The following is a 17,703-nucleotide window of genomic DNA, read 5'->3' as shown; positions in this document are numbered from 1 at the left end:
GGGCGCGCTTGGATGTCGGACGCGTCCGTCACCGGGGCGCGTCCGGCGACGGATCGCATCCCGTCGCTGGAGCCCGTCCGGCACCGTCGGGCGCGTCCCTCACAGGAGGTGGTCATGCCGGGAAGCCCGGATCCAGCCGTCGACCGCCGGGGCACCGGAGGCGGTCCGGTGATCGAACTGCGGGCGCTCACCAAGCGCTACGGCAGTACGGTCGGCATCGAACAGCTGGACGTGTCGGTCGAGGCCGGCGAGGTGTTCGGCCTGCTCGGCCCCAACGGCGCCGGCAAGACCACCACGCTGCGCTGCCTGGTCGGCCTGCTCGGCCCCAGCGACGGGCAGGTGCGGGTGCTCGGCCTGGACCCGGTGGCCGACCACGGCCGGCTCGCCCCCTCGATCGGCTACCTGCCCGGCGAACTGCGGCTCTACCCCGAGCTCACCGGGCAGCAGACCCTCGACCTGCTCGCCGCCCTCCAGGGCGCCCCGGTCCCGCGCCAGCGCGAGCTGTGCGAGCGGCTGAAGCTCTCCCGGGCCGACCTGGCCCGGCCGGTGGGGCAGTACTCGCGCGGCATGAAGCAGAAGCTCGGACTCGTCCAGTCGCTCCAGCACCGGCCGCCGGTGGTGGTGCTGGACGAGCCGAGCGAGGGGCTCGACCCGCTCGTCCAGGAGACCTTCTACGAACTGCTCGCTGAGGAGGCCGCGGCCGGGCGGACCGTCCTGCTCTCCAGCCACGTGCTGCCCGAGGTGCAGCGGACCTGCGGCCGGGTCGCCATCGTCCGCCACGGCCGGCTGGTCACCGTCCGCTCGGTGGCCGAACTGCGCCAGGCCCGGGCCCGCCGGGTCCGGCTGCTCCTCGACGACGGGCGGGGCGCCCGGCCGCTGGGCGCCGCCGAGCGGTGGTCGCCGCGCTGGGACGGCCCGCGGGTGGAGCTGCTGGTGCCGCCGGACGAGGTGGTCGCGGCGGTGCGCAGCCTGCTCGCCGAACTGCCGGTCGCCGACCTGACGGTGGAGGAGGCGGGCCTGGACGAGGCCTTCCTCGACCTCTACCGGTCCGTCGGGGCCGAGGAGCGATCAGCCGGTGGCAGCCGGCCGGAACCGGAGGAGCGGCCGTGAACCCGGGCACCGTCAACCGCCGCCTCCCGCTGGTCTGGCTCGCCCTGCACCGGCGGCGCCGGATGCTGCTCTCCCTGCTGTTCGGCATGGTCGTCTTCGAGGCCCTGATCGTGGTGATCGCCGGGACCATCCCGCCCGGCGACCTGTTCGGCGGTGGTCGCACCCCGCCCGGCGCGTTCAAGGCCTTCAGCGGTTCCAACGGCGACGTCTCCATCGCCAGCTACCCCGGCCTGCTCGGCGCCGGGCTCACCCACCCGTTCTGGATCGCCCTCCAGCTGACCGTGATCGGCTCGCTCGGCGCCGCCGCCGTCGCGGCCGACGTCGAGTCCGGCACCATCGAGCTGCTGATGACCCGCCCGGTCTCCCGCCGCCGGCTGCTCGCCGAGCGGACCGGCGCCCTGGTCGCCGCCTCGGTGCTGCTCAACGCCGCCGCCACGCTGACCCTCGCGCTCGGGGTGGCGGTCTCCGCGCCGCTGCGCGAGGCCGTCCCGGAGGGTGCGGTGTTCACCGCCGGACTGCTCGGCTGCGCCCTCGCGTTCTGCCTGACCGGACCGGTGCTGGCGGTCTCCGCGGTCAGCCGGCGGCGGGCCCATGTGGTCGGCGCGGCCGTCGCCTTCGGCGCGGTCGGTTTCGCGCTCAACTTCGTCGCGCTGGCCTGGTCCCCGGCCCGGCCGTTGCGCTACCTCAGCCCGTTCCACTACTACGCGCCGGGCGACGTGCTCGGCCACGGCGGGGTGCCGTGGGCGGCGTTCGGCGTGCTGCTCGGGGTGGGGCTGCTCGGGCTGGTGGCGGCCTTCCGGCTGCTGGAGCGGCGGGACCTGGCGGTCTGATCCCGGGGCGCGGTGTGTGGCTGGTGGGCGGCCGGTCGGCGGGGGCGCGGCCGGTCAGCCCCAGGTGCGGGCCGCGGCCAGCAGGTGTTCGCGGACCAGGGCCACGTGCGGGTTGGCCGAGCCGGCCGGGCGGCGCACCAGGTAGGCGGTGTTGATCGGCGGATCGGCCGGCTCGTGCAGCAACCGCAGGGCCCCGGAGGCGAGTTCGGCCCGGCACAGGTAGCCGGGCAGCACGCTCCAGCCCGCGCCCGCGGTCACCGCCGAGAGCAGCGCCCGCAGGTCCGGCACGGTGACCGCGGCCCGGGCGTGCAGCCGCCGGTCGAAGACGTGCCGCCAGTAGCGGCGGGCGATCGGCAGGTCCTCGGCGTAGCTGAGCAGCGGTGCCTCGGCCAGCGCGTCGGGCAGCTCCCGGCCGGCCAGCCGCTCGGCCCAGACCGGGGCCGCGACCAGGACGAACTCCTCGTCGGCGAGCGGTTCGGCGAGCAGCGTCCGGCCGCGCGGACGCCGGGTGGCGACCACCAGGTCGTGCTGCCCGGCGCGCAGTTCCGCCAGCAGCGGGTCGGTGAGCCCGCCGGTCACCCGCAGCTGGACGCCCTGCGCGACCAGCGGGGCCAGCTCGGCCAGCAGGACGGTGCCGAGGAACTCGGCCGGCCCGGCCAGGTGCACCGGCTCCGGCGCGCCGCCGCCGCGCCCGTCGGCGAGGCCCGCGAGCCGGTCCAGGGGCCCGGCCAGGCGGGCGGCGAGGTCGTCGGCGTACGGCAGCGGGCTGACCCCGCGGGCCCGGCGTTCGAACAGCTCCCGGCCGAGCCGCTGCTCCAGTGCCCGGATCTGCGCGGTCACCGTGGACTGGGAGAGGCCCAGCAGGTGCGCGGCCGCGGTGAAGGAGCCCGCCCGGTGTACGGCGAGGAAGGTCCGCAGCTGGTTGAGGTCCAGCGGGCCGGAGCCGGTGGCCGGGCGATCGCTCATGCCCGTGAGCGTACGGGATTCCGATGGCTCGGCGGTGGGCCCTGGGGTGGGCCCGATGGTGGATTCCGTGGTCGGTTCGGTGCTGAGCTTGGCGACCGGCTCGACGGTCCGGGTGAGGTATCGGAATTCCGATGCCTCGTATCGCGTGGCCCATTGGTTCCCGTGGGCCGGGCGCGTCTAGCGTCGACCGCGTGAGCGCCGCGGCGGACCGTCGTGGCGGAGACCGCGGCACCCCCGGAGGCACACCCCCATGGCCGACATCCTGTTCGTCCTGACCGGTTCGAAGGTCTGGACCCTGAACGACGGCACCGAGCACCCGACCGGCTTCTGGGCGGAGGAGGCGGTCGTCCCGTACCGGGCCTTCGCCGAGGCCGGCCACCGGGTCGCCGTCGCCACTCCCGGCGGTGTCGTCCCGGTCGCGGACCGGGCCAGCCTGACCGACCCGGCGATGGCCGAGGAACTGGCGGGGATCGCCGAGTTCCGGCGGCCGCTGGTGCTGGCCGAGGTCGACCCGGCCGACTACGACGCCGTCTTCTACCCCGGCGGCCACGGCCCGATGGAGGACCTGGCGGTCGACGCCGACTCCGGCCGGCTGCTCACCCGGGTGCTCGCCTCCGGGCGCCCGCTCGGAGTGGTCTGCCACGGCCCGGCCGCGCTGCTCGCCGCGCGGACCGAGGACGGCGGCTCGCCCTTCGCCGGGTACCGGGTGACCGGCTTCACCAACGCCGAGGAGACCCAGGCCGGCCTGGCGGACCGCGCGCCGTGGCTGCTCCAGGACCGGCTGGTCGGGCTCGGCGTGGACTTCGAGGAGGGCGAGCCCTGGGCGCCGCACGCGGTGGTCGACCGCAACCTGGTGACCGGTCAGAACCCGGCCTCCTCGGCCCTGGTGGCGACCGGGCTGCTGCGGCTGCTGAAGGACGCGGGGAAGTAGGGGAAGTAGCGGCGGAACGGCCGGTCCGTGCGGTCGCCCGTGCACGGGAGCTGCCTGAGCGGGTGAGGAGCCCACGGCGGGTACGGCGCGGGCATGCGCCCGCGCCGTACGGCCGTCCTCGGCACCCGCCCTCGGGCTCCCCGTCCGGCCGGGCCCCCGTCAGTGCAGGTCGTAGGCGGTGAGGGGGTGCCCCGCCCAGATCCGGCGGGCGGCCTGTTCCGGGTAGCGGACGGTCTCCGAGCGGGTGTCCAGGACGCGGGTGAGCTGCTGGTCCGGATCGAAGGCGGGCCACCCCGGGTCGCCGGTGGTGGCGAACCGGACCCAGGCCCGGCGCAGCTCCGCCGAGACCCGGACGGCCTCCGGCGGGGGCGGGTCGCCGAGCGACTGCCGCGCCGTCGGGCTGTCCAGGCTGCCGAACGCGAGCGGTACGTCCAGGCCGTGGCAGGCGCCGAGGACGCCGCCGAGGGCGGGGGCGGGCAGGGCGAGCTCGAAGAGGTACGAGGTGCCGCCGGCGGCCGCGTTGGCCTCGGCCAGCCGGAGGGACGGCACCCGGAACAGGGCGTCGGAGCCGACGGCTTCGAGGAGTTCGGAGGGCGTCGCGCCGGGGAGGGCGGACCGGTAGGCGTCCGGGCCGCCCGGCGTCGGCGCGAACGCCTTCAGCATGCGCTGCGCCTCCTCCTCGGTGAAGCCGCCGTGTCGGCCGCTGAGGACGCTGAACAGCCGGAACTCGTCCCGGGTGTGACCGACCAGCAGGTCCACGCCGGCGGTCAGCGCCGACCACGGGGAGCCCGGCAGGATCTCGCCGTCGACCACCGGGACGGTGGCGATGCCGCTCCGTGCCAGTCGGCCCCAGCGTGCGACGTGGTCCGGCAGCGCGGCATTCAGCTCGGTGACCGCCGAGGCCAGGCGCCAGGGGTGCACTTCGGCCAGCGCGGCGGCGGTGGGGACGGTGCCGAGCAGCTTCGCGAGCTCGGCGGTGACCTCGGCGGCCAGTGCGGGCGTGCAGTGGTTGCCCGGCACCGAGTGGGCGACGGCCCGCCGGAACAGGCCGCGGGCCGGGTCCATCGCCAGCAGGGCGGCGACCGAGCCGGCGCCCGCGGACTGCCCGGCGACGGTCACCCGGGCCGGGTCCCCGCCGAACCGGGCGATGTTGCGCCGCACCCAGTGCAGGGTGGCGATCTGGTCCAGGAAGGCCCGGTTGGCCGGGGCGCCCTCCAGCAGGGCGAAGCCCTCGGCGCCCACGCGGTAGTTGACGGCCACCACGACGAGCCCGGCGGAGGCCAGGGCGGTCGGGTCGTACAGCGGGTCTCCGGCGGTGCCGGACATGAACCCGCCGCCGTGGATCCAGACCAGGACCGGCAGCCCGGCCGCGCCAGGATCGGGCGTGCAGACGTCGAGCGTCAGCCAGTCGGTGTCCTCGGACGACTCGCCGGACCCGGCGGGCATCGGCCCGGACTGGGGGACGACGGGGCCGAAGGCGACGGCCTCGCGGACGCCGTCCCACGGCTCGGGCTCGGCGGGGGCGGCGAAGCGGAGGGCTCCGACGGGCGGTTGGGCGTAGCGGATGCCGCGGAAGACTGCGAGTCCTCGGCGGTCTCGCTGCTCGTGGTGCTGCTCCGAGTGCTGTTCCGGCTCGCGCCGCGGCTCCCAGCGGCCGCGGACGAGTCCTTCGGTGGTGCGGATGACGGGCTGCTCCGACATGTGGACGCTCCTCCCTCGGAAGGCTTCCCACGTTATAGGTCAGCTGTATTATGTCAAGCGTATGGAAAAGATCCCGCAGGGTCCGCTGTTTCCGCGGCCCGCGGGGAGTCCGAGGAGCCGCCGCCGATGCCCAAGCAGGTCGACCACCGGGAACGCCGCGAGACGATCGCCCGCGCGCTGTGGCGGGTCGTGGAGCGGCGCGGCGCCACGCACCTGACGATGCGCGAGGTCGCCCAGGAGGCGGGCATCTCGCTCGGGCAGCTCCAGCACTACTTCGGCTCCCGGGCGCAGATGCTCACCTTCGCGATGGACTTCGCCGGCGAGCAGAGCGGGTTGCGGGTCGGCCGGGCACTGGCGGAGCTCGGCGAACGGCCGCACCCGCGCGACGTGCTGCGGGCGATGCTGGTCGAGCTGCTGCCCCTGCACGCCGACGCGCGGGCGACCAGCCGGATGAGCGCCGCCTACGTGCTGGAGGCGCTGCACGACGAGGAGGTCCACGCGCGGGCGCGCGACGGACTGCTCCAGGGGCGGGCGATGGTCGAGGGGATCGTCCGGCAGGCGATCGCCGACGGGCAGCTCGCGGCCGACCGCGACCCGGTGGTGGAGACGGACCTGCTGCTCGCGCTCACCGGGTTCACCACGCTGCTGGAGCTGGACGTGGTCGAGCCCGCCGCCGTGCTCACGGCCGTCGACCGGCACCTGGACCGGCTGTTCGCGGCGCCGGGTGGTGCGGGCGGTGCGGGCGGTGCCGTCGGCGGTCGGTGAGGGGGCGGCGGTCGGTCCGGGGCCCGGGGGCCCGGGGCGGGGCGTGGCAGGCTACCCGGGTAGCACCGCCGCCCGCGACCAGGAGCACCGCCATGGACCGACCCGCCGCCCTCCGACCCGCCGCCCTGCGCCTCGACGCCACCGCCTCCGGACACCCGGCGGGCATCCTGGACGCCGCCGAGCGGGCCGAACGCCGGGGCACGGACCGGCTGGTGGTCGCCGAGACCGCGTACGACCCGTTCCTCCAGCTCGCCCGGGCGGCCGACCGCACCGAGTCGATCGAGCTGGCCACCGGCATCGCGGTGGCCTTCGCGCGGACCCCGATGACGCTCGCCTACCAGGCCTGGGGGCTGCACGCGGCCTCCGGCGGACGGGCCGTCATCGGGCTGGGCTCGCAGGTCAAGCCGCACATCGAGAAGCGCTTCGGGATGCCCTGGGACCGCCCGGCCGCCCGGATGCGCGAGTACGTGCACGCGGTGCGGGCGATCTGGCACAGCTGGCAGACCGGCGAACGGCTGCGCTTCCGGGGCGAGTTCTACACCCACACGGTGATGACGCCGGTGTTCTCGCCGGATCCGGTCCCGTCCGGGGTGCCGCGCATCCTGTTGGCGGGCGTCGGGCCGCTGATGACCCGGACCGCCGGGGCGGTGGCCGACGGCTTCCTGAGCCACCCGTTCTCCTCCACCGCCTACCTGGTCGAGCAGGTGCTGCCGGGCCTGACCGAGGAACGGGCCCGGGCCGAGGCGGAGGGCGCCGCGTGGACGGAGCGGCCGTTCGAGATCGTCGGCAACGTGCTCACCGCCACCGGCCGCACCGAGGAGGAGCTGGCGGCCAACCGGGCCGCCACCCGCGAGCGGCTCGCGTTCTACGCCTCCACGCCGGCCTACCGCCCGGTGCTGGCGCAGCACGGCTGGGAGGGGCTCCAGGAGGAACTGCACACCCACTCGGTTCGCGGGCGCTGGGCGGAGATGGCCGCGCTGATCGACGACGAGGTGTTCGACGCCTTCGCGGTCTGCGGTCCGGTCGAGGAGGTCGCGGGGGAGATCCACCGCCGCTACGCGGGGCTGGTCACCCGGCTGTCCGTCAGCCTCCCCGAGGACGCCGACCCGGAGCTGGGCCTGGACGTCCTGGCGGCGGTGCGGGCGCTGGGCCGACCGGAAGCGGACGCCGGATGATCGGGATGGACGGCCGACCGGGCACAGGGTGATGAAGTCCGGGCAGATTCGTGCAACGCGTTTCCGGTGGTGAGGGCGGGCGGCAGGATCGCGGTGGCAGGCAGGGCCGTCCCCGCGAGGACCGGCGGCCCCGGACCTGCCGCGTTGTGCGGGGCCTGTCGTGCCGTACGGACCGTTGCGCCGTACGGCCTGTCATGCCTCGGCCACCCGTTGCCGATCGTGGGGGTGTCCGCGTGTCCGTGTCCGACAACCGTCCGGCCGACTACGACCTGGCGGAGCGCTGGGACCCCGGAGCGAAGGCGTACGTCGACGCCCTGGCAGACCCGGACGAGTTCCTCCGCGTCTGCGCCGAGCTGACCGGCTTCGACGTGCCCGAACTGCGCTCCACCGGCATGGCGGACGAGCACCACCGCACCACGCTGGCCCACCGGGTCCGCGACGAGCACGCCCTGGTCCACCTCTGGTACGTCGGCGCCTGGCCCGGCGAGGCGCCCTCCTCCGCCCGCGCCCACGACCAGGGGCTGGTCTGGCGGACCTTCCACGCCGTCCCGCCCGGCGCCGCCGCCCCCGGGCACGGCAGCTGGGCCGGCGCGCCCCGGGGCGCCGAGGTTCCGGGCCCCGAGGTCCGGGGAGGGGCGGAGATCCTGGGCGGGGCCGCGACGTCGGGAGGCACCGCATCGCGGGGCACCGGGGCAGTGGCACCGGAGAACGGCGGTGAGGGCCGGTGACCGCCCGTTGGGACGCCGTCGTGGTCGGCGCGGGCTTCGCCGGGACACTGGTCGCCCACCGCCTGGGCGCACAGGGCTGGCGGGTCCTCGTCCTGGAGGCCGGACGGGCCGCGCCCACCGGCGCCGAGGCCGCCACCGCCCACCGAGCGGCTGGCGGCGGACCGCCCACCTCGCCCTACTCGCACAGCCCCGAGGCGCCGTCACCCGACGTCACCGACCTCACCGGGAACCCGGACGGCGGCTTCACCGCCACCGGCCACCTCCGCCAGTACGGGCCGCTGCCCTACGCCAGCGGCTACCTGCGCGCCAACGGCGGCACCGGGCTGCTCTGGACCGGACTCACCCCGCGCATGCACCCCGAGGACTTCCGCACCGGCGACCTCGGCCACGGCCGCAACTGGCCGATCGGCTACCACGACCTGGAACCCCAATACCGCGAGGCCGAACGGGAACTCGGCGTCGCCGCCGACGCCGAGGAGCAGCGCCGTGCCGTCGGACTGCCCATCCCGGACGGCTACGACTTCCCGATGCGGGCCATCCCGGCCAGCTACCTCGACCGGCAGCTGGCCCGGGCCCTCGACGGCCGGACCGTCCGCGATCCCGCCGTGCCCGGCCCCGCCCGGCTCGCCGTCACCGCCACCCCGCACGCCCGCAACGGCGTGCCGACCAGGCCCGGCTCCGCCGACGGGCCGCTCTGCGCGGGCAGTTCCAGCTGTGTCCCGGCCTGCCCGAGCGGGGCCAAGTACACCCCGATGCGTACCCAGGCCCGCTGGGCGGCCGGGGTCGAACTGCGAACGGAGGCCGTCGTCAGCCGGGTGCTGGCCGACCCGGAGACCGGGCGGGCCCGGGAAGTCGAGTACCTCGCCGGCGGCACGACCCACCGGGTGACGGCGGACCTGGTCGTCCTCGCCGCGCACGCGATCGAGAACGCCCGGCTGCTGCTCCTCTCCGGTCTGGCCGACCGCAGCGACCAGGTCGGCCGGAACCTGATGGACCACCCGGCCCTGCTCACCTGGGGGCTGATGCCCCGACCGGTCGGCCCCTACCGGGGGCCCGGCTCCACCAGCGGCCTGGAGGCGTTCCGCTTCGGACCCGGGCGGGACCGCCGGGCGCCGTTCCGGATCGAGATCGGCAACTGGGGCTGGTCCTGGGCGGGCGGCGCGCCGGAGGCCGAGGCGGCGTCGCTGCTCGCGGCGGGCCTCCGGGGCAAGGAGCTCCGGGAGCGGCTCGGCGACCGGCTGGGCCGTCAGTTCTCGCTCCAGTTCGAGCTGGAGCAGCCCGCCGACCCGGCCAACCGGGTCACCCTCGACCGGGACCGGCGTGACCCGCTCGGCCTGCCGAGCCCGGCCATCCGCTACGACGTCTCCGAGTACGTCCGCGAGGGCATGGCCTCGGCCCGGGCCGTCTCCGACCAGCTGTTCGCGCTGCTCGGCGCCGAGGACCACACCGCCTACCCGGCGGCCGGATGGCCGGGACGGCTCGAACACCGGGGAACCGTCCACGGCTACCGGGGCGCCGGCCACGCCGGTGGCACCCACATCATGGGCGACTCGCCCGCCAACTCGGTGGTCGACCACTGGCAGCGGTGCTGGGAGCACCCCAACCTGTACGCCGTCGGCTGCGGGTCGATGCCCTCTCTCGGCACCTCCAACCCGTCGCTCACCATGGCCGCCCTCGCGCTGCGCAGCGCCGAGCGGATGCACCGCGACCTGCTGGAGCTGCACCGCCCGGCGGCGGTGGCGCCCCCGGCCGCCAGCCGTGTCCCCGTAGCGCCCGTGTTCTCACCCGCGTTGACCCCGTCGTCGCCCCCCTTGCCGTTCTCCTCGCCGTCCTCCTCGTCCCCCTCGTCCCCCTCGTCCTCGGAGCCCTCATGACCGGCCTGCCGCTGCCGCCCGTACCGGAGCCGTACCACCTGCCCTTCCACTACGGTGCGTTGCACAACGTCGGTGTCGACTACCTGGTCGACCGTGCGCGGGCGAGTGAACTGCTCGCCAAGCGCCACCCCGGGCTGAGCGTCGCCGCCTTCGACGGCGGGGCCTGCGTCTCGCTCAACTTCCAGCTCTACTTCGCCCAGTATCCGAACGGCGGCGGCATCACCCAGGAGCTGGAGATCAACCTGATCGCCCACCCGGTCTTCGCCGAGGAGCGGATGCCGGTGGTCAACTACGGCCAGTACGCCCGGGGTTACGACCAGACCAAGCTGCTCGGCATCGCGCGGCTGCACGTGCTCTGCGACAACCCGCTCGCCATCGACGCCGGGCGCCGGCTGTACGCCGAGCCCAAGCACCCGGGCTGGTTCGAGACCACCCTGCCCTCCCTCAACGCGCCCGACGTGCGCGAACGCTGGTCGGTCTCCTGCCGTCGGGCCGCCCTCGGGCCGGACGGGCTGAGCCGCCACGACGAGGAACTCCTCGCCCTGGACGTGAACCTGGTGGGCCTCACCCCCGAGTCCGTCAACAACACCCCGATCACCGGCTACGGCACCGACGACGAGGGCAAGCTGCTGGCCGGACCGCTCAACGTCTACCAGCCCTACCGCTACTACGCGCTGGACGACCGCACCGCCGACCGCGTCCGGCTCGACCTCGGCAACCCCGCCGAGGAGTCCGCCCGCGACCTCGCCCACCTGATCGCCGACGCCCCGGCCGCCGGGGTCTGGACCTACCAGTCCCCGCCCGTCGCCGCCCACAACCGCGCCTACTACGTCCGGTGACGGCCCCGGGCTCGGCTCCCGTCTTCGCCCCGGGCAGCACCGCCGTACGGCGGGACGTCGCCCACGGCCGGGTCTGGTCGGCCATGCCCCACACCGTGCTCGCGGACAACGGCGACGTCCTGACCCTCACCGCCCGCCCGGGGACGGAGAGCCTGGCCCCGGCCAGCTGGACCGTCGCAGCGCACGCCGGAGACGACGCCCTGCGCCTGGACTGCGTCCACGACCTCGCCTCCGGCCGCTGGGAACTCGACCACTGGACCTGGCGCGACACCGTGGTGCTCAGCCGCTTCACCGCCGGAGTGCCGTTCAGCGTGCACCGTTTCCTGACACCCGACGGCCGGCCGCTGCGCTGGTACGTCAACTTCGAGCGCCCGTACCGCCGGACGGCCATCGGCATCGACACCCTCGACCTCTTCCTGGACCTCGTGATCACCCCCGATCTGTCGTCGTACAGCTGGAAGGACGAGGACGAGTACGCCCAGGCCCGGCGCCTCGGCGTCGTTGACGAGGCCACCCACCGACAGCTGGACCGGGCCCGGGAGCTCGCCCTCGCCCAGCTCCGGGACCGCACCGGCCCGTTCGCCCCCGACTCGGACGCCTGGACGCTGCCGCCGGAGGGACCGCTGCCCACCCTCCCGGCCACCGCCCTCAGCACCCCCGCCGGAAAGTGGAATGAGGGCGGATCAGTGGACTGTTAGGGTCGCGCCCCTGCACGAAGGACGGCGAGGGTGCTGAGGGCGGTGGCCGCGGCGGACACGACGGACGCGACGGACGACATGGAGGCGCTCAAGCACCTGCATGACGGCGGCGACTACCGGCGGCTCGCCGAACGGACCTCGAATCCCGACGTCCTGCGCCGGCTGGCCATCGGCGAGTACCCGTTCGTCTGGCACGCGATCGCCGACAACCCGGCCGCCCCCACCGACCTGCTGGCGGCCTTGGTCGGGCGCCGGCAGCAGGTGTGGAACGACAATCGCCTCCTTCGCTTGCTCGCGGCCCACCCCGCCCTCACGGGCGAGGCGTTGGACGGCCTGGTCGATCTCGTCGGGGACCGCCTGCGGGAGGGCGACCGCCCGTACGCGGCCGTCCTGGAGCTGGCCCGCCGACCGGAGCTGTCGGCCGAGCGGCTGCGCCCGCTCGGCCGACAGCCCGGGGCCTCGGCCAGGCTGCGCCGGGGGATCACCCGGGCGCTGGCGGAGCGCCCGGACCGGTGAGCGCGGGCGGGACCGATCCGGGCGCCGCGCCGCCCGCCGCCGCCCGCGACCAGCGACCGGCGAGGACGGTGCCGACGATCAGCTGGAGCTGGTGGTAGAGCATCAGCGGCAGCACCATCAGCCCGGCTTGCGCTCCGAACAGGACGGTCGCCATCGGCAGGCCGTTGGCCAGGCTCTTCTGCGAACCGCAGAGCACCGCCGCGATGGTGGCCGGCCGATCGAGCCCCAGCAGCCGGGCACCGAGCCCGGTGGCCGCCAGGGCGGCGGCGAGCAGGGCGAGCAGCACCGCGAGGAGCCCGAGCAGTGCCAGCGGGGTGGCCAGGCCCCAGATGCCCTGGGACACCGCCGCGCTGAACGCCGTGTAGACGACCAGCAGGATCGAGCCGCGATCCACCGGCGTGAGCACCCGTTTGTGCCGTGACAGCGGACCACCGAGCCACGGCCGCAGCACCTGCCCGAGCAGGAAGGGCGCGAGCAGCTGCAGCCCGATCCGCAGCAGCCCGTCGGCGGACAGCTCGGTGTGCGAACCCAGCAGCCAGGCCGCCAGCAGCGGTGTCAGCGCCAGACCCGCCAGGCTGGAGTAGGTGCCGGCACAGATCGCCGCCGGGACGTTGCCCCCGGCGGCGCCGGTGAGCGCCACCGAGGACTGCACCGTCGAGGGCACCAGACAGAGGAACAGCACCCCGGTTTGCAACGGCCCGGTGAGCGGGACGGGCGTGAGCAGTGCCGTGGCCACGCCGAGCAGCGGGAAGAGGACGAAGGTGGTGGCCACCACCAGCCCGTGCAGCCGCAGGTGGCGCAGCCCGGCCAGCGTCTCGCGGGTGGAGAGCCGGGCGCCGTAGAGGAAGAACAGCAGCGCCACCGCGAGGTCGCAGGCCACTTCGGCGACCCGTGCCGAGGCGCCGGAGGCCGGGAACAGCGCGGCCAGCCCGACCGTTCCGGCCAGCGCCGCCATGTACGGGTCCAGCCAGCGCGGCAGCAGTCTTCGGGAGCGGGGCCCGGAGCCGCGTTGCGTCTGCGCCCGTACCTCGAGCGCCTTTGCCCCGCGGGGCCGCTCCCCGCGCGCCCGGAGCCCTGGTGGCTGCTCCGGGCGCGCCAGGCCGTCGGTCACGGGCCGCCTCCCGTCACCGGGCGGAGGGCGGGCCCGGAGGAGGAACCCGGGCCGAGCAGGCCGCCCACCAGCGAGCCGGCGCCGTCGTGGTCGCTGCCCGCGGAGCCGCTGCCGTTCTGGAGGTTGGCCGTCCGGTCGATCTCCAGCCAGGAGTCGGCGTTCGAGTTGTCCACGACCGTGATCAGCCCGCCGCCGGCGGCCGCGGGCGCCGCGGCCCCCGCGAGCAGGGCGCAGGCCCCGGCCAGCCCCAGCGCGGTGGCCCGCAGGGCGGCGGCCGCCGAGGGCTGGGCCGACGAGGGCAGGGCGGGCGAGGGCCGGGCCGGCCTGAGCTGCCCGGCCCTCATGCCGTCACCGCCATCAGCCCCCTGGGGCGCGCGATGTTCCGCTCCAGCAGCTCGGTGGACTCCCGCACGCCGACCTGCTCACGCCCCCCGGACGGGGTGGGCAGCCGCCCGTCGGCGCTCTTCAGCTCGGACAGCGCCTCGTCCATCGCCCGGTGCGCGGCGAACAGGCACGGGGTGCTGTAGATGGCCACGTCCACCCCCAGGGCCGACAGCTCCGAGAGCGACAGCCGGGGCGACTTGCCGCCCGCGATCTGGTTGAACAGCAGCGGCTTGTCGCCGACCACCCGGCGGATCCGGCGGATCCACTCCTCGCTGCGCACGCCGTCCACGAGCACCACATCGGCGTCGGTGGCGGCGAGCGCCCGGGCCCGGCGCAGGATGTCGGCCTCCTCGGTGGCGTCGGTGCGCGCGACCACCACCAAGTCCGTCCGGTTGGCGAGGACGAGCTCCAGCTTCTCCAGGTACTCCTCCAGCGGGAGCACCAGCTTGCCGTCCGCGTGCCCGCAGCGGCGCGGCCGCTTCTGGTCCTCCAGGATCACGCCCGACGCGCCGATCCGTTCGAGCTTGCGCACGACGTGGCAGGCCACCTCCGGATCGACGTAGCCGTCGTCGATGTCGACCAGCAGGTGGTGCCGGGGAAAGGCCCCGCGCAGCCGTTCGACGAAGCCCACCATGTCGGGCCAGGCGATGAAACCGATGTCCGGCAGCCCGTAGTAGGAGGCCGCGAAGCCGAAGCCGGAGACGAACATGCCGTCGTAGTGCTCGGCCGCGATGGAGGCCGAGTACATGTCGTAGACGCCGATCAGCGGCGTCGCCCCCGGGCCCGCGATCTCCGCGCGCAGCCGCTGCCCGGGGCTGTCCGTTGCCGTGTTTCCGTGGAACAAGGTCTTCTCCTCACTGGGGATGACTTTGCCTGAACTTGGTGCTTGCCAGACCGAACTGAGGTGTCATCACTATGCGCTCTTTAAGGTTCCGTGGGCAAATCTTTAAGTGAGATTCACTCGCGAGAGTGAAGAAATGTCGAAGATATGAAAGATGCTGATATGTATATCGGCTAAATGCTGTGACGCTCCAGCAGGGTGGTCGGGGTCGGCGCCCCGGAGGCAGGGCTGTCGGAGTCGACTGCCGTCACGTGAATCGCCGGGCGAGCGGTTCTCAGGCCCGGTCGACCATTTTGCCCGTCATGAGCTGCCCTTTCAGCAAGGTGCGTACCCCGCCGCCGACGCTTGCGAATATGCCCCCATCGGCATTCCTGCGGACTTCCACCCGCAATCTGGAGAAGCCGAGTTCGGTGGTGCCCTGGACGATGTCGAACACCAGGGGCTTGTCGATCGGCCCCGTGTGCGCCAGCCATCCGGCCATTGCCAGTGCGGCCGAGCCTGTGGCGGGGTCTTCCGCGCAAACCGGCTCGGGAACGAAGACCCGAGCGCGGACTTCGGGCAGTTGCGGAACGAACACTGCCACCCCGAAAACGCCGGCCAGTCCGGGCACGCTCTCGGCGAGCGCCGCAACCCTGTGCGGCAGGGCCTCGGCCGACTCCAGATCGGCGGCGCTCACCGGGAGGCAGGCGAACCCGAGCCCGGCCGATGCCAATCTCACGGGCCCCACTGCCGCGTCCGGAGCGAGCCCAACCGCTTCGCATACGAGATCCGGAACGACGGGCGGACCCACCTGGCAGGCCCGTTCCTCCAGTACCGCACTTTCCCCTGTCGGCCCCACCTGCGCGTGAACGATTCCGCCCCGAGTGCGCAGCGCCACCCGGCCGGGCTGGGCCAGGCCCTGCCGCACCGCCACTGCGGCTGCTCCCACGAGGGGATGACCTGCGAAGTCCAGCTCGACGTAGGGGGTGAAGATTCGCACCTCCACCTCTCCTCCGTCCCCCCGGCGCAGGAAGACGGTTTCCGGCATGGCCAGGCGGGCCGCCAGGCGTTGCATCAGCGCATCGTCACATGAGGCAGCGCACGTGACCACTCCGAGTGGCCCTCCGGTCAGCGGCTCATTCCCGAACACTTCGACCAGTTCGAATTTCATGCACCCGTCATCGCCGGAGAAGGCCGAGTTGTCGCTCGCGAGTGTGGGGAGCGCAGGGGTGCCGGCGGAGTGGGTCGTCATCGCGGTTCTCTTTTCGAGTGGCTCTGCTGTCATCGGCTGGGCTGTTGTCCGTGGCTGCCGGGGCTGACGCTGAGCATGGTGATCATCGGGCCGGCGGGGTCGGTTCGTGGAGGACGTCCGAGGCGAGTGCGGAGTCCGGGGCGCCCAGGTCTGCACGCGCGGATCCGTGCGTGCGTCAGGGCTCCTCATGAGTTGGACGTTATATCCAGCCTGGACTAAGTGTCCACCAGAGTTGCCTTCTCGCGAACGGTCCGGTGCGAGAGCAAGGTCGATCACGGGGTGCCGGACCCCTGCCGGCAAGCCTGTCCGAAGTGCGCTGACCGACCCGGACCCGCCGAGCCCGGACGTCCGCACCGCCCACTCCGCGCGTCCACCCTCGAAGGGCACACCGCGGCCCGCAAGGGCAAGGACAGCGGCCGACCGCCCGTCATCACCGACGACACGGTGCACACCGTCCTGCGGCGCCGCGCGGGCGGCGGTCGGTCGAACAGATCCAGCCCGGCCTGATCATCCCCGCCGGCAAGCGGAAGGGGCGGAACCCCTCCGTCGCGAGCATCTACCGGGCGCCGCCCGAGCACGCCAAGCGCGAGGTGTGCCCCGAAGCCGTCGAACAGGCCCACATCGACTTCGCCGTCCTTCAGGTAGGCCAAGTCCCGGTGCCCGCCTCGCTGTCCCGGGCCGAGTGCCACTCCGACTGCAGAGCGCTGTTCCTCGCTTCGCCGTGGCTTCGGGGGAACAGGGCCGTGTACGGGGCGAAGCCGGCGCCGGGGCCCGGCCGGTGAGGTGCGGGCCCCGGTGCGTGAGGGTCAGGCGCGCGGGAGCGGGGGTGCGGCGCGGCGTTCGCGCAGTGTCCGGAGCATCCGGCGGGTGGCCTTGGTCGCGACCGGGGGCAGGAGCTCCAGGGCGAGCCGCCGTGAGGTGGAGCGCTGGATCGGGCCCTTGACCTGGTAGTTGAGGCGCATCACCCGGGCGCCGGCGATGGTGTCCTCGTCGACGGTGTACCCCTCGGCCGGCCAATCGCGCTTCCGCAGGACGGCCTGGGCGGCCGCCGCGTCGCCCCAGGTGCCGTAGAACTTCATCGGGGTGAGCAGGACCGGCCGCAGTCCGCCGGTGAAGACCGCCTCCCAGACCGCGGCGGAGACGCCCGGGGTGTGCTCGGAGCGGTAGTCGTCCAGGGCGACCACGCCGTTCTCGCCGAGCGCGGCCCGGGCCACCGCGATGTCCCCGGCGACGTGCTCGTAGAGGTGGGAGGCGTCGACGTGGACGAAGCGGCAGCTGTCCGCCCGGACGCGGCCGTCGGCCAGCACCGAGGTCGGGGCCTGCACTATCTCGGGCAGCTCGCCGTGGAAGGCGAGGTAGTTGGCCTCGAAGGCGCTGCGGGTGAGGGTCTTGCGGTAGGACATGTTCATCTCGGCGGCGTTGTCGGCGTCGCCCGCCTCGGAGTCGAACAGGTCGCAGACCGTCAGCCGCTCACCCGGCTGCAGGTGGTCGCCGAGCAGGACGGCGCTGCGGCCGAGGTAGCTGCCGAGCTCCAGGATGTCGCCGGTGACGCCGGCCGCGGTCTGGGCGGACAGCAGGTGGCTGAAGGCGGCCCGGTCGAGGCTGAAGAACCAGCCGGGAATGTCGTCCCGCTTCAGCGGCGCGGAGTGGACTGCGGCCTCGACCGCGGTCTCGGACATGGGCACGGCGGCCTCCAGGGGGACGGCGGGGCGCGGTGGCGGGTCACGCCCGCGGAGGGGGACGCCGAGGACGTGAGGCGGATCATCATAGCGACGCCGGGGCGGGGGAGAGCCAGATGCGGAACGGCCTAAATCCGGCTCTTCGCTCTGCCGTTCGGTAGGGGTTCACGCCTTCGTTTTCGCTCCCGAATCGCCTGGTCGGCCTGGGTCCTCTCTTTCGGATCATGCCGGGCGCACGACGCCGGAGCACGCACCTCGCCGCGTTGTCGTCGGTCGCCGATGCTCCGCATGGACTCCCTCCTCCGCCTTGCGATGCACGCACCC

17 protein-coding genes are annotated in these 17,703 nt (G+C 74.3%); 10 read left to right on the top strand and 7 right to left on the bottom strand.

All coding sequences use genetic code 11. From position 1 onward, the window contains the following. Window positions 1–114 precede the first annotated feature (114 nt). Entirely contained in the window at window positions 115–1,110 is a 996-nt protein-coding gene (locus AMK13_RS20465) for an ABC transporter ATP-binding protein (RefSeq protein WP_074003544.1), read from the top strand. After that, window positions 1,107–1,940 (top strand): ABC transporter permease subunit, encoded by an 834-nt coding sequence (locus tag AMK13_RS20460; RefSeq protein WP_074003543.1) that lies wholly within the window; start codon window positions 1,107–1,109, stop codon window positions 1,938–1,940. Before AMK13_RS20465 ends, AMK13_RS20460 begins: the two co-directional genes overlap by 4 nt. 54 nt (window positions 1,941–1,994) lie before the next feature. On the opposite strand, the gene AMK13_RS20455 is transcribed toward AMK13_RS20460, so the two are convergent. Next, window positions 1,995–2,906, bottom strand: a complete 912-nt coding sequence (locus AMK13_RS20455; RefSeq protein ID WP_074003542.1) for a LysR family transcriptional regulator — start codon at window positions 2,904–2,906, stop codon at window positions 1,995–1,997. Between the two features lie 250 nt (window positions 2,907–3,156). Between AMK13_RS20455 and AMK13_RS20450 the strand changes: the two genes are divergently transcribed. After that, entirely contained in the window at window positions 3,157–3,837 is a 681-nt protein-coding gene (locus tag AMK13_RS20450) for a type 1 glutamine amidotransferase domain-containing protein (protein ID WP_074003541.1), read from the top strand. Window positions 3,838–3,996: 159 nt separating this feature from the next. On the opposite strand, the gene AMK13_RS20445 is transcribed toward AMK13_RS20450, so the two are convergent. Further along, window positions 3,997–5,538 (bottom strand): carboxylesterase/lipase family protein, encoded by a 1,542-nt coding sequence (locus AMK13_RS20445; protein WP_074003540.1) that lies wholly within the window; start codon window positions 5,536–5,538, stop codon window positions 3,997–3,999. Between the two features lie 126 nt (window positions 5,539–5,664). Between AMK13_RS20445 and AMK13_RS20440 the strand changes: the two genes are divergently transcribed. The 7 genes from AMK13_RS20440 to AMK13_RS20410 all read left to right on the top strand — a co-directional run bounded on the left by AMK13_RS20440 (window position 5,665) and on the right by AMK13_RS20410 (window position 12,133). Beyond that, entirely contained in the window at window positions 5,665–6,303 is a 639-nt protein-coding gene (locus AMK13_RS20440; RefSeq protein WP_074003539.1) for a TetR/AcrR family transcriptional regulator, read from the top strand. A gap of 92 nt (window positions 6,304–6,395) precedes the next feature. Next, window positions 6,396–7,478: a TIGR03617 family F420-dependent LLM class oxidoreductase gene (locus tag AMK13_RS20435; protein WP_107418794.1), complete on the top strand. Its 1,083-nt coding sequence runs from the start codon at window positions 6,396–6,398 to the stop codon at window positions 7,476–7,478. A 233-nt stretch (window positions 7,479–7,711) separates the two neighbouring features. After that, entirely contained in the window at window positions 7,712–8,206 is a 495-nt protein-coding gene (locus tag AMK13_RS44165; RefSeq protein ID WP_074003538.1) for a hypothetical protein, read from the top strand. Continuing rightward, entirely contained in the window at window positions 8,203–10,080 is a 1,878-nt protein-coding gene (locus tag AMK13_RS20425) for a GMC family oxidoreductase (protein WP_074003537.1), read from the top strand. The genes AMK13_RS44165 and AMK13_RS20425 overlap by 4 nt, the downstream gene beginning before the upstream one ends. After that, window positions 10,077–10,919: a hypothetical protein gene (locus tag AMK13_RS20420; protein ID WP_049652491.1), complete on the top strand. Its 843-nt coding sequence runs from the start codon at window positions 10,077–10,079 to the stop codon at window positions 10,917–10,919. Before AMK13_RS20425 ends, AMK13_RS20420 begins: the two co-directional genes overlap by 4 nt. Beyond that, window positions 10,916–11,617 carry a DUF402 domain-containing protein gene (locus AMK13_RS20415; protein WP_074003536.1) on the top strand — a complete coding sequence of 234 codons (702 nt, stop codon included), beginning with the start codon at window positions 10,916–10,918 and terminating at the stop codon, window positions 11,615–11,617. Before AMK13_RS20420 ends, AMK13_RS20415 begins: the two co-directional genes overlap by 4 nt. A gap of 30 nt (window positions 11,618–11,647) precedes the next feature. After that, window positions 11,648–12,133, top strand: a complete 486-nt coding sequence (locus AMK13_RS20410; RefSeq protein ID WP_241852965.1) for a hypothetical protein — start codon at window positions 11,648–11,650, stop codon at window positions 12,131–12,133. Here AMK13_RS20410 and AMK13_RS20405 read toward each other — a convergent pair. The 5 genes from AMK13_RS20405 to AMK13_RS20380 all read right to left on the bottom strand — a co-directional run bounded on the left by AMK13_RS20405 (window position 12,099) and on the right by AMK13_RS20380 (window position 17,379). Then, window positions 12,099–13,088 (bottom strand): bile acid:sodium symporter family protein, encoded by a 990-nt coding sequence (locus tag AMK13_RS20405; protein ID WP_074003535.1) that lies wholly within the window; start codon window positions 13,086–13,088, stop codon window positions 12,099–12,101. The two genes, AMK13_RS20410 and AMK13_RS20405, sit on opposite strands and share 35 nt — an antisense overlap. Before the next feature lie 152 nt (window positions 13,089–13,240). Then, window positions 13,241–13,588, bottom strand: coding sequence for a hypothetical protein (locus tag AMK13_RS20400; RefSeq protein ID WP_234348422.1), 348 nt, complete (start codon window positions 13,586–13,588; stop codon window positions 13,241–13,243). Next, the gene (locus AMK13_RS20395; RefSeq protein ID WP_049652485.1) at window positions 13,585–14,472 is read right to left on the bottom strand and encodes an isocitrate lyase/PEP mutase family protein; all 888 of its coding nucleotides are present in this window, start codon (window positions 14,470–14,472) and stop codon (window positions 13,585–13,587) included. The genes AMK13_RS20400 and AMK13_RS20395 overlap by 4 nt, the downstream gene beginning before the upstream one ends. Before the next feature lie 271 nt (window positions 14,473–14,743). Then, window positions 14,744–15,700 (bottom strand): PhzF family phenazine biosynthesis protein, encoded by a 957-nt coding sequence (locus tag AMK13_RS20390; RefSeq protein WP_074003534.1) that lies wholly within the window; start codon window positions 15,698–15,700, stop codon window positions 14,744–14,746. An 806-nt stretch (window positions 15,701–16,506) separates the two neighbouring features. Continuing rightward, window positions 16,507–17,379, bottom strand: a complete 873-nt coding sequence (locus AMK13_RS20380) for a class I SAM-dependent methyltransferase (RefSeq protein ID WP_074003533.1) — start codon at window positions 17,377–17,379, stop codon at window positions 16,507–16,509. Between the last annotated feature and the right edge of the window lie 324 nt (window positions 17,380–17,703).

It is taken from the genome of Streptomyces sp. CB02056, assembly GCF_001905545.1.
In the GTDB taxonomy this organism is placed as follows: Bacteria; Actinomycetota; Actinomycetes; order Streptomycetales; family Streptomycetaceae; genus Kitasatospora.
Note: the sequence above shows the minus strand (reverse complement) of the source record. Positions and strands in the feature narration are given on the sequence as shown.

Coding starts and splice junctions, on each gene's coding strand:
- AMK13_RS20465 (WP_074003544.1), top strand. CDS start 115: ATGCCGGGAAGCCCGGATCCAGCCGTCGACCGCCGGGGCACCGGAGGC.
- AMK13_RS20455 (WP_074003542.1), bottom strand. CDS start 2,906: ATGAGCGATCGCCCGGCCACCGGCTCCGGCCCGCTGGACCTCAACCAG.
- AMK13_RS20450 (WP_074003541.1), top strand. CDS start 3,157: ATGGCCGACATCCTGTTCGTCCTGACCGGTTCGAAGGTCTGGACCCTG.
- AMK13_RS20445 (WP_074003540.1), bottom strand. CDS start 5,538: ATGTCGGAGCAGCCCGTCATCCGCACCACCGAAGGACTCGTCCGCGGC.
- AMK13_RS20440 (WP_074003539.1), top strand. CDS start 5,665: ATGCCCAAGCAGGTCGACCACCGGGAACGCCGCGAGACGATCGCCCGC.
- AMK13_RS20435 (WP_107418794.1), top strand. CDS start 6,396: ATGGACCGACCCGCCGCCCTCCGACCCGCCGCCCTGCGCCTCGACGCC.
- AMK13_RS20420 (WP_049652491.1), top strand. CDS start 10,077: ATGACCGGCCTGCCGCTGCCGCCCGTACCGGAGCCGTACCACCTGCCC.
- AMK13_RS20405 (WP_074003535.1), bottom strand. CDS start 13,088: ATGGCGGCGCTGGCCGGAACGGTCGGGCTGGCCGCGCTGTTCCCGGCC.
- AMK13_RS20400 (WP_234348422.1), bottom strand. CDS start 13,588: ATGAGGGCCGGGCAGCTCAGGCCGGCCCGGCCCTCGCCCGCCCTGCCC.
- AMK13_RS20390 (WP_074003534.1), bottom strand. CDS start 15,700: ATGACGACCCACTCCGCCGGCACCCCTGCGCTCCCCACACTCGCGAGC.
- AMK13_RS20380 (WP_074003533.1), bottom strand. CDS start 17,379: ATGTCCGAGACCGCGGTCGAGGCCGCAGTCCACTCCGCGCCGCTGAAG.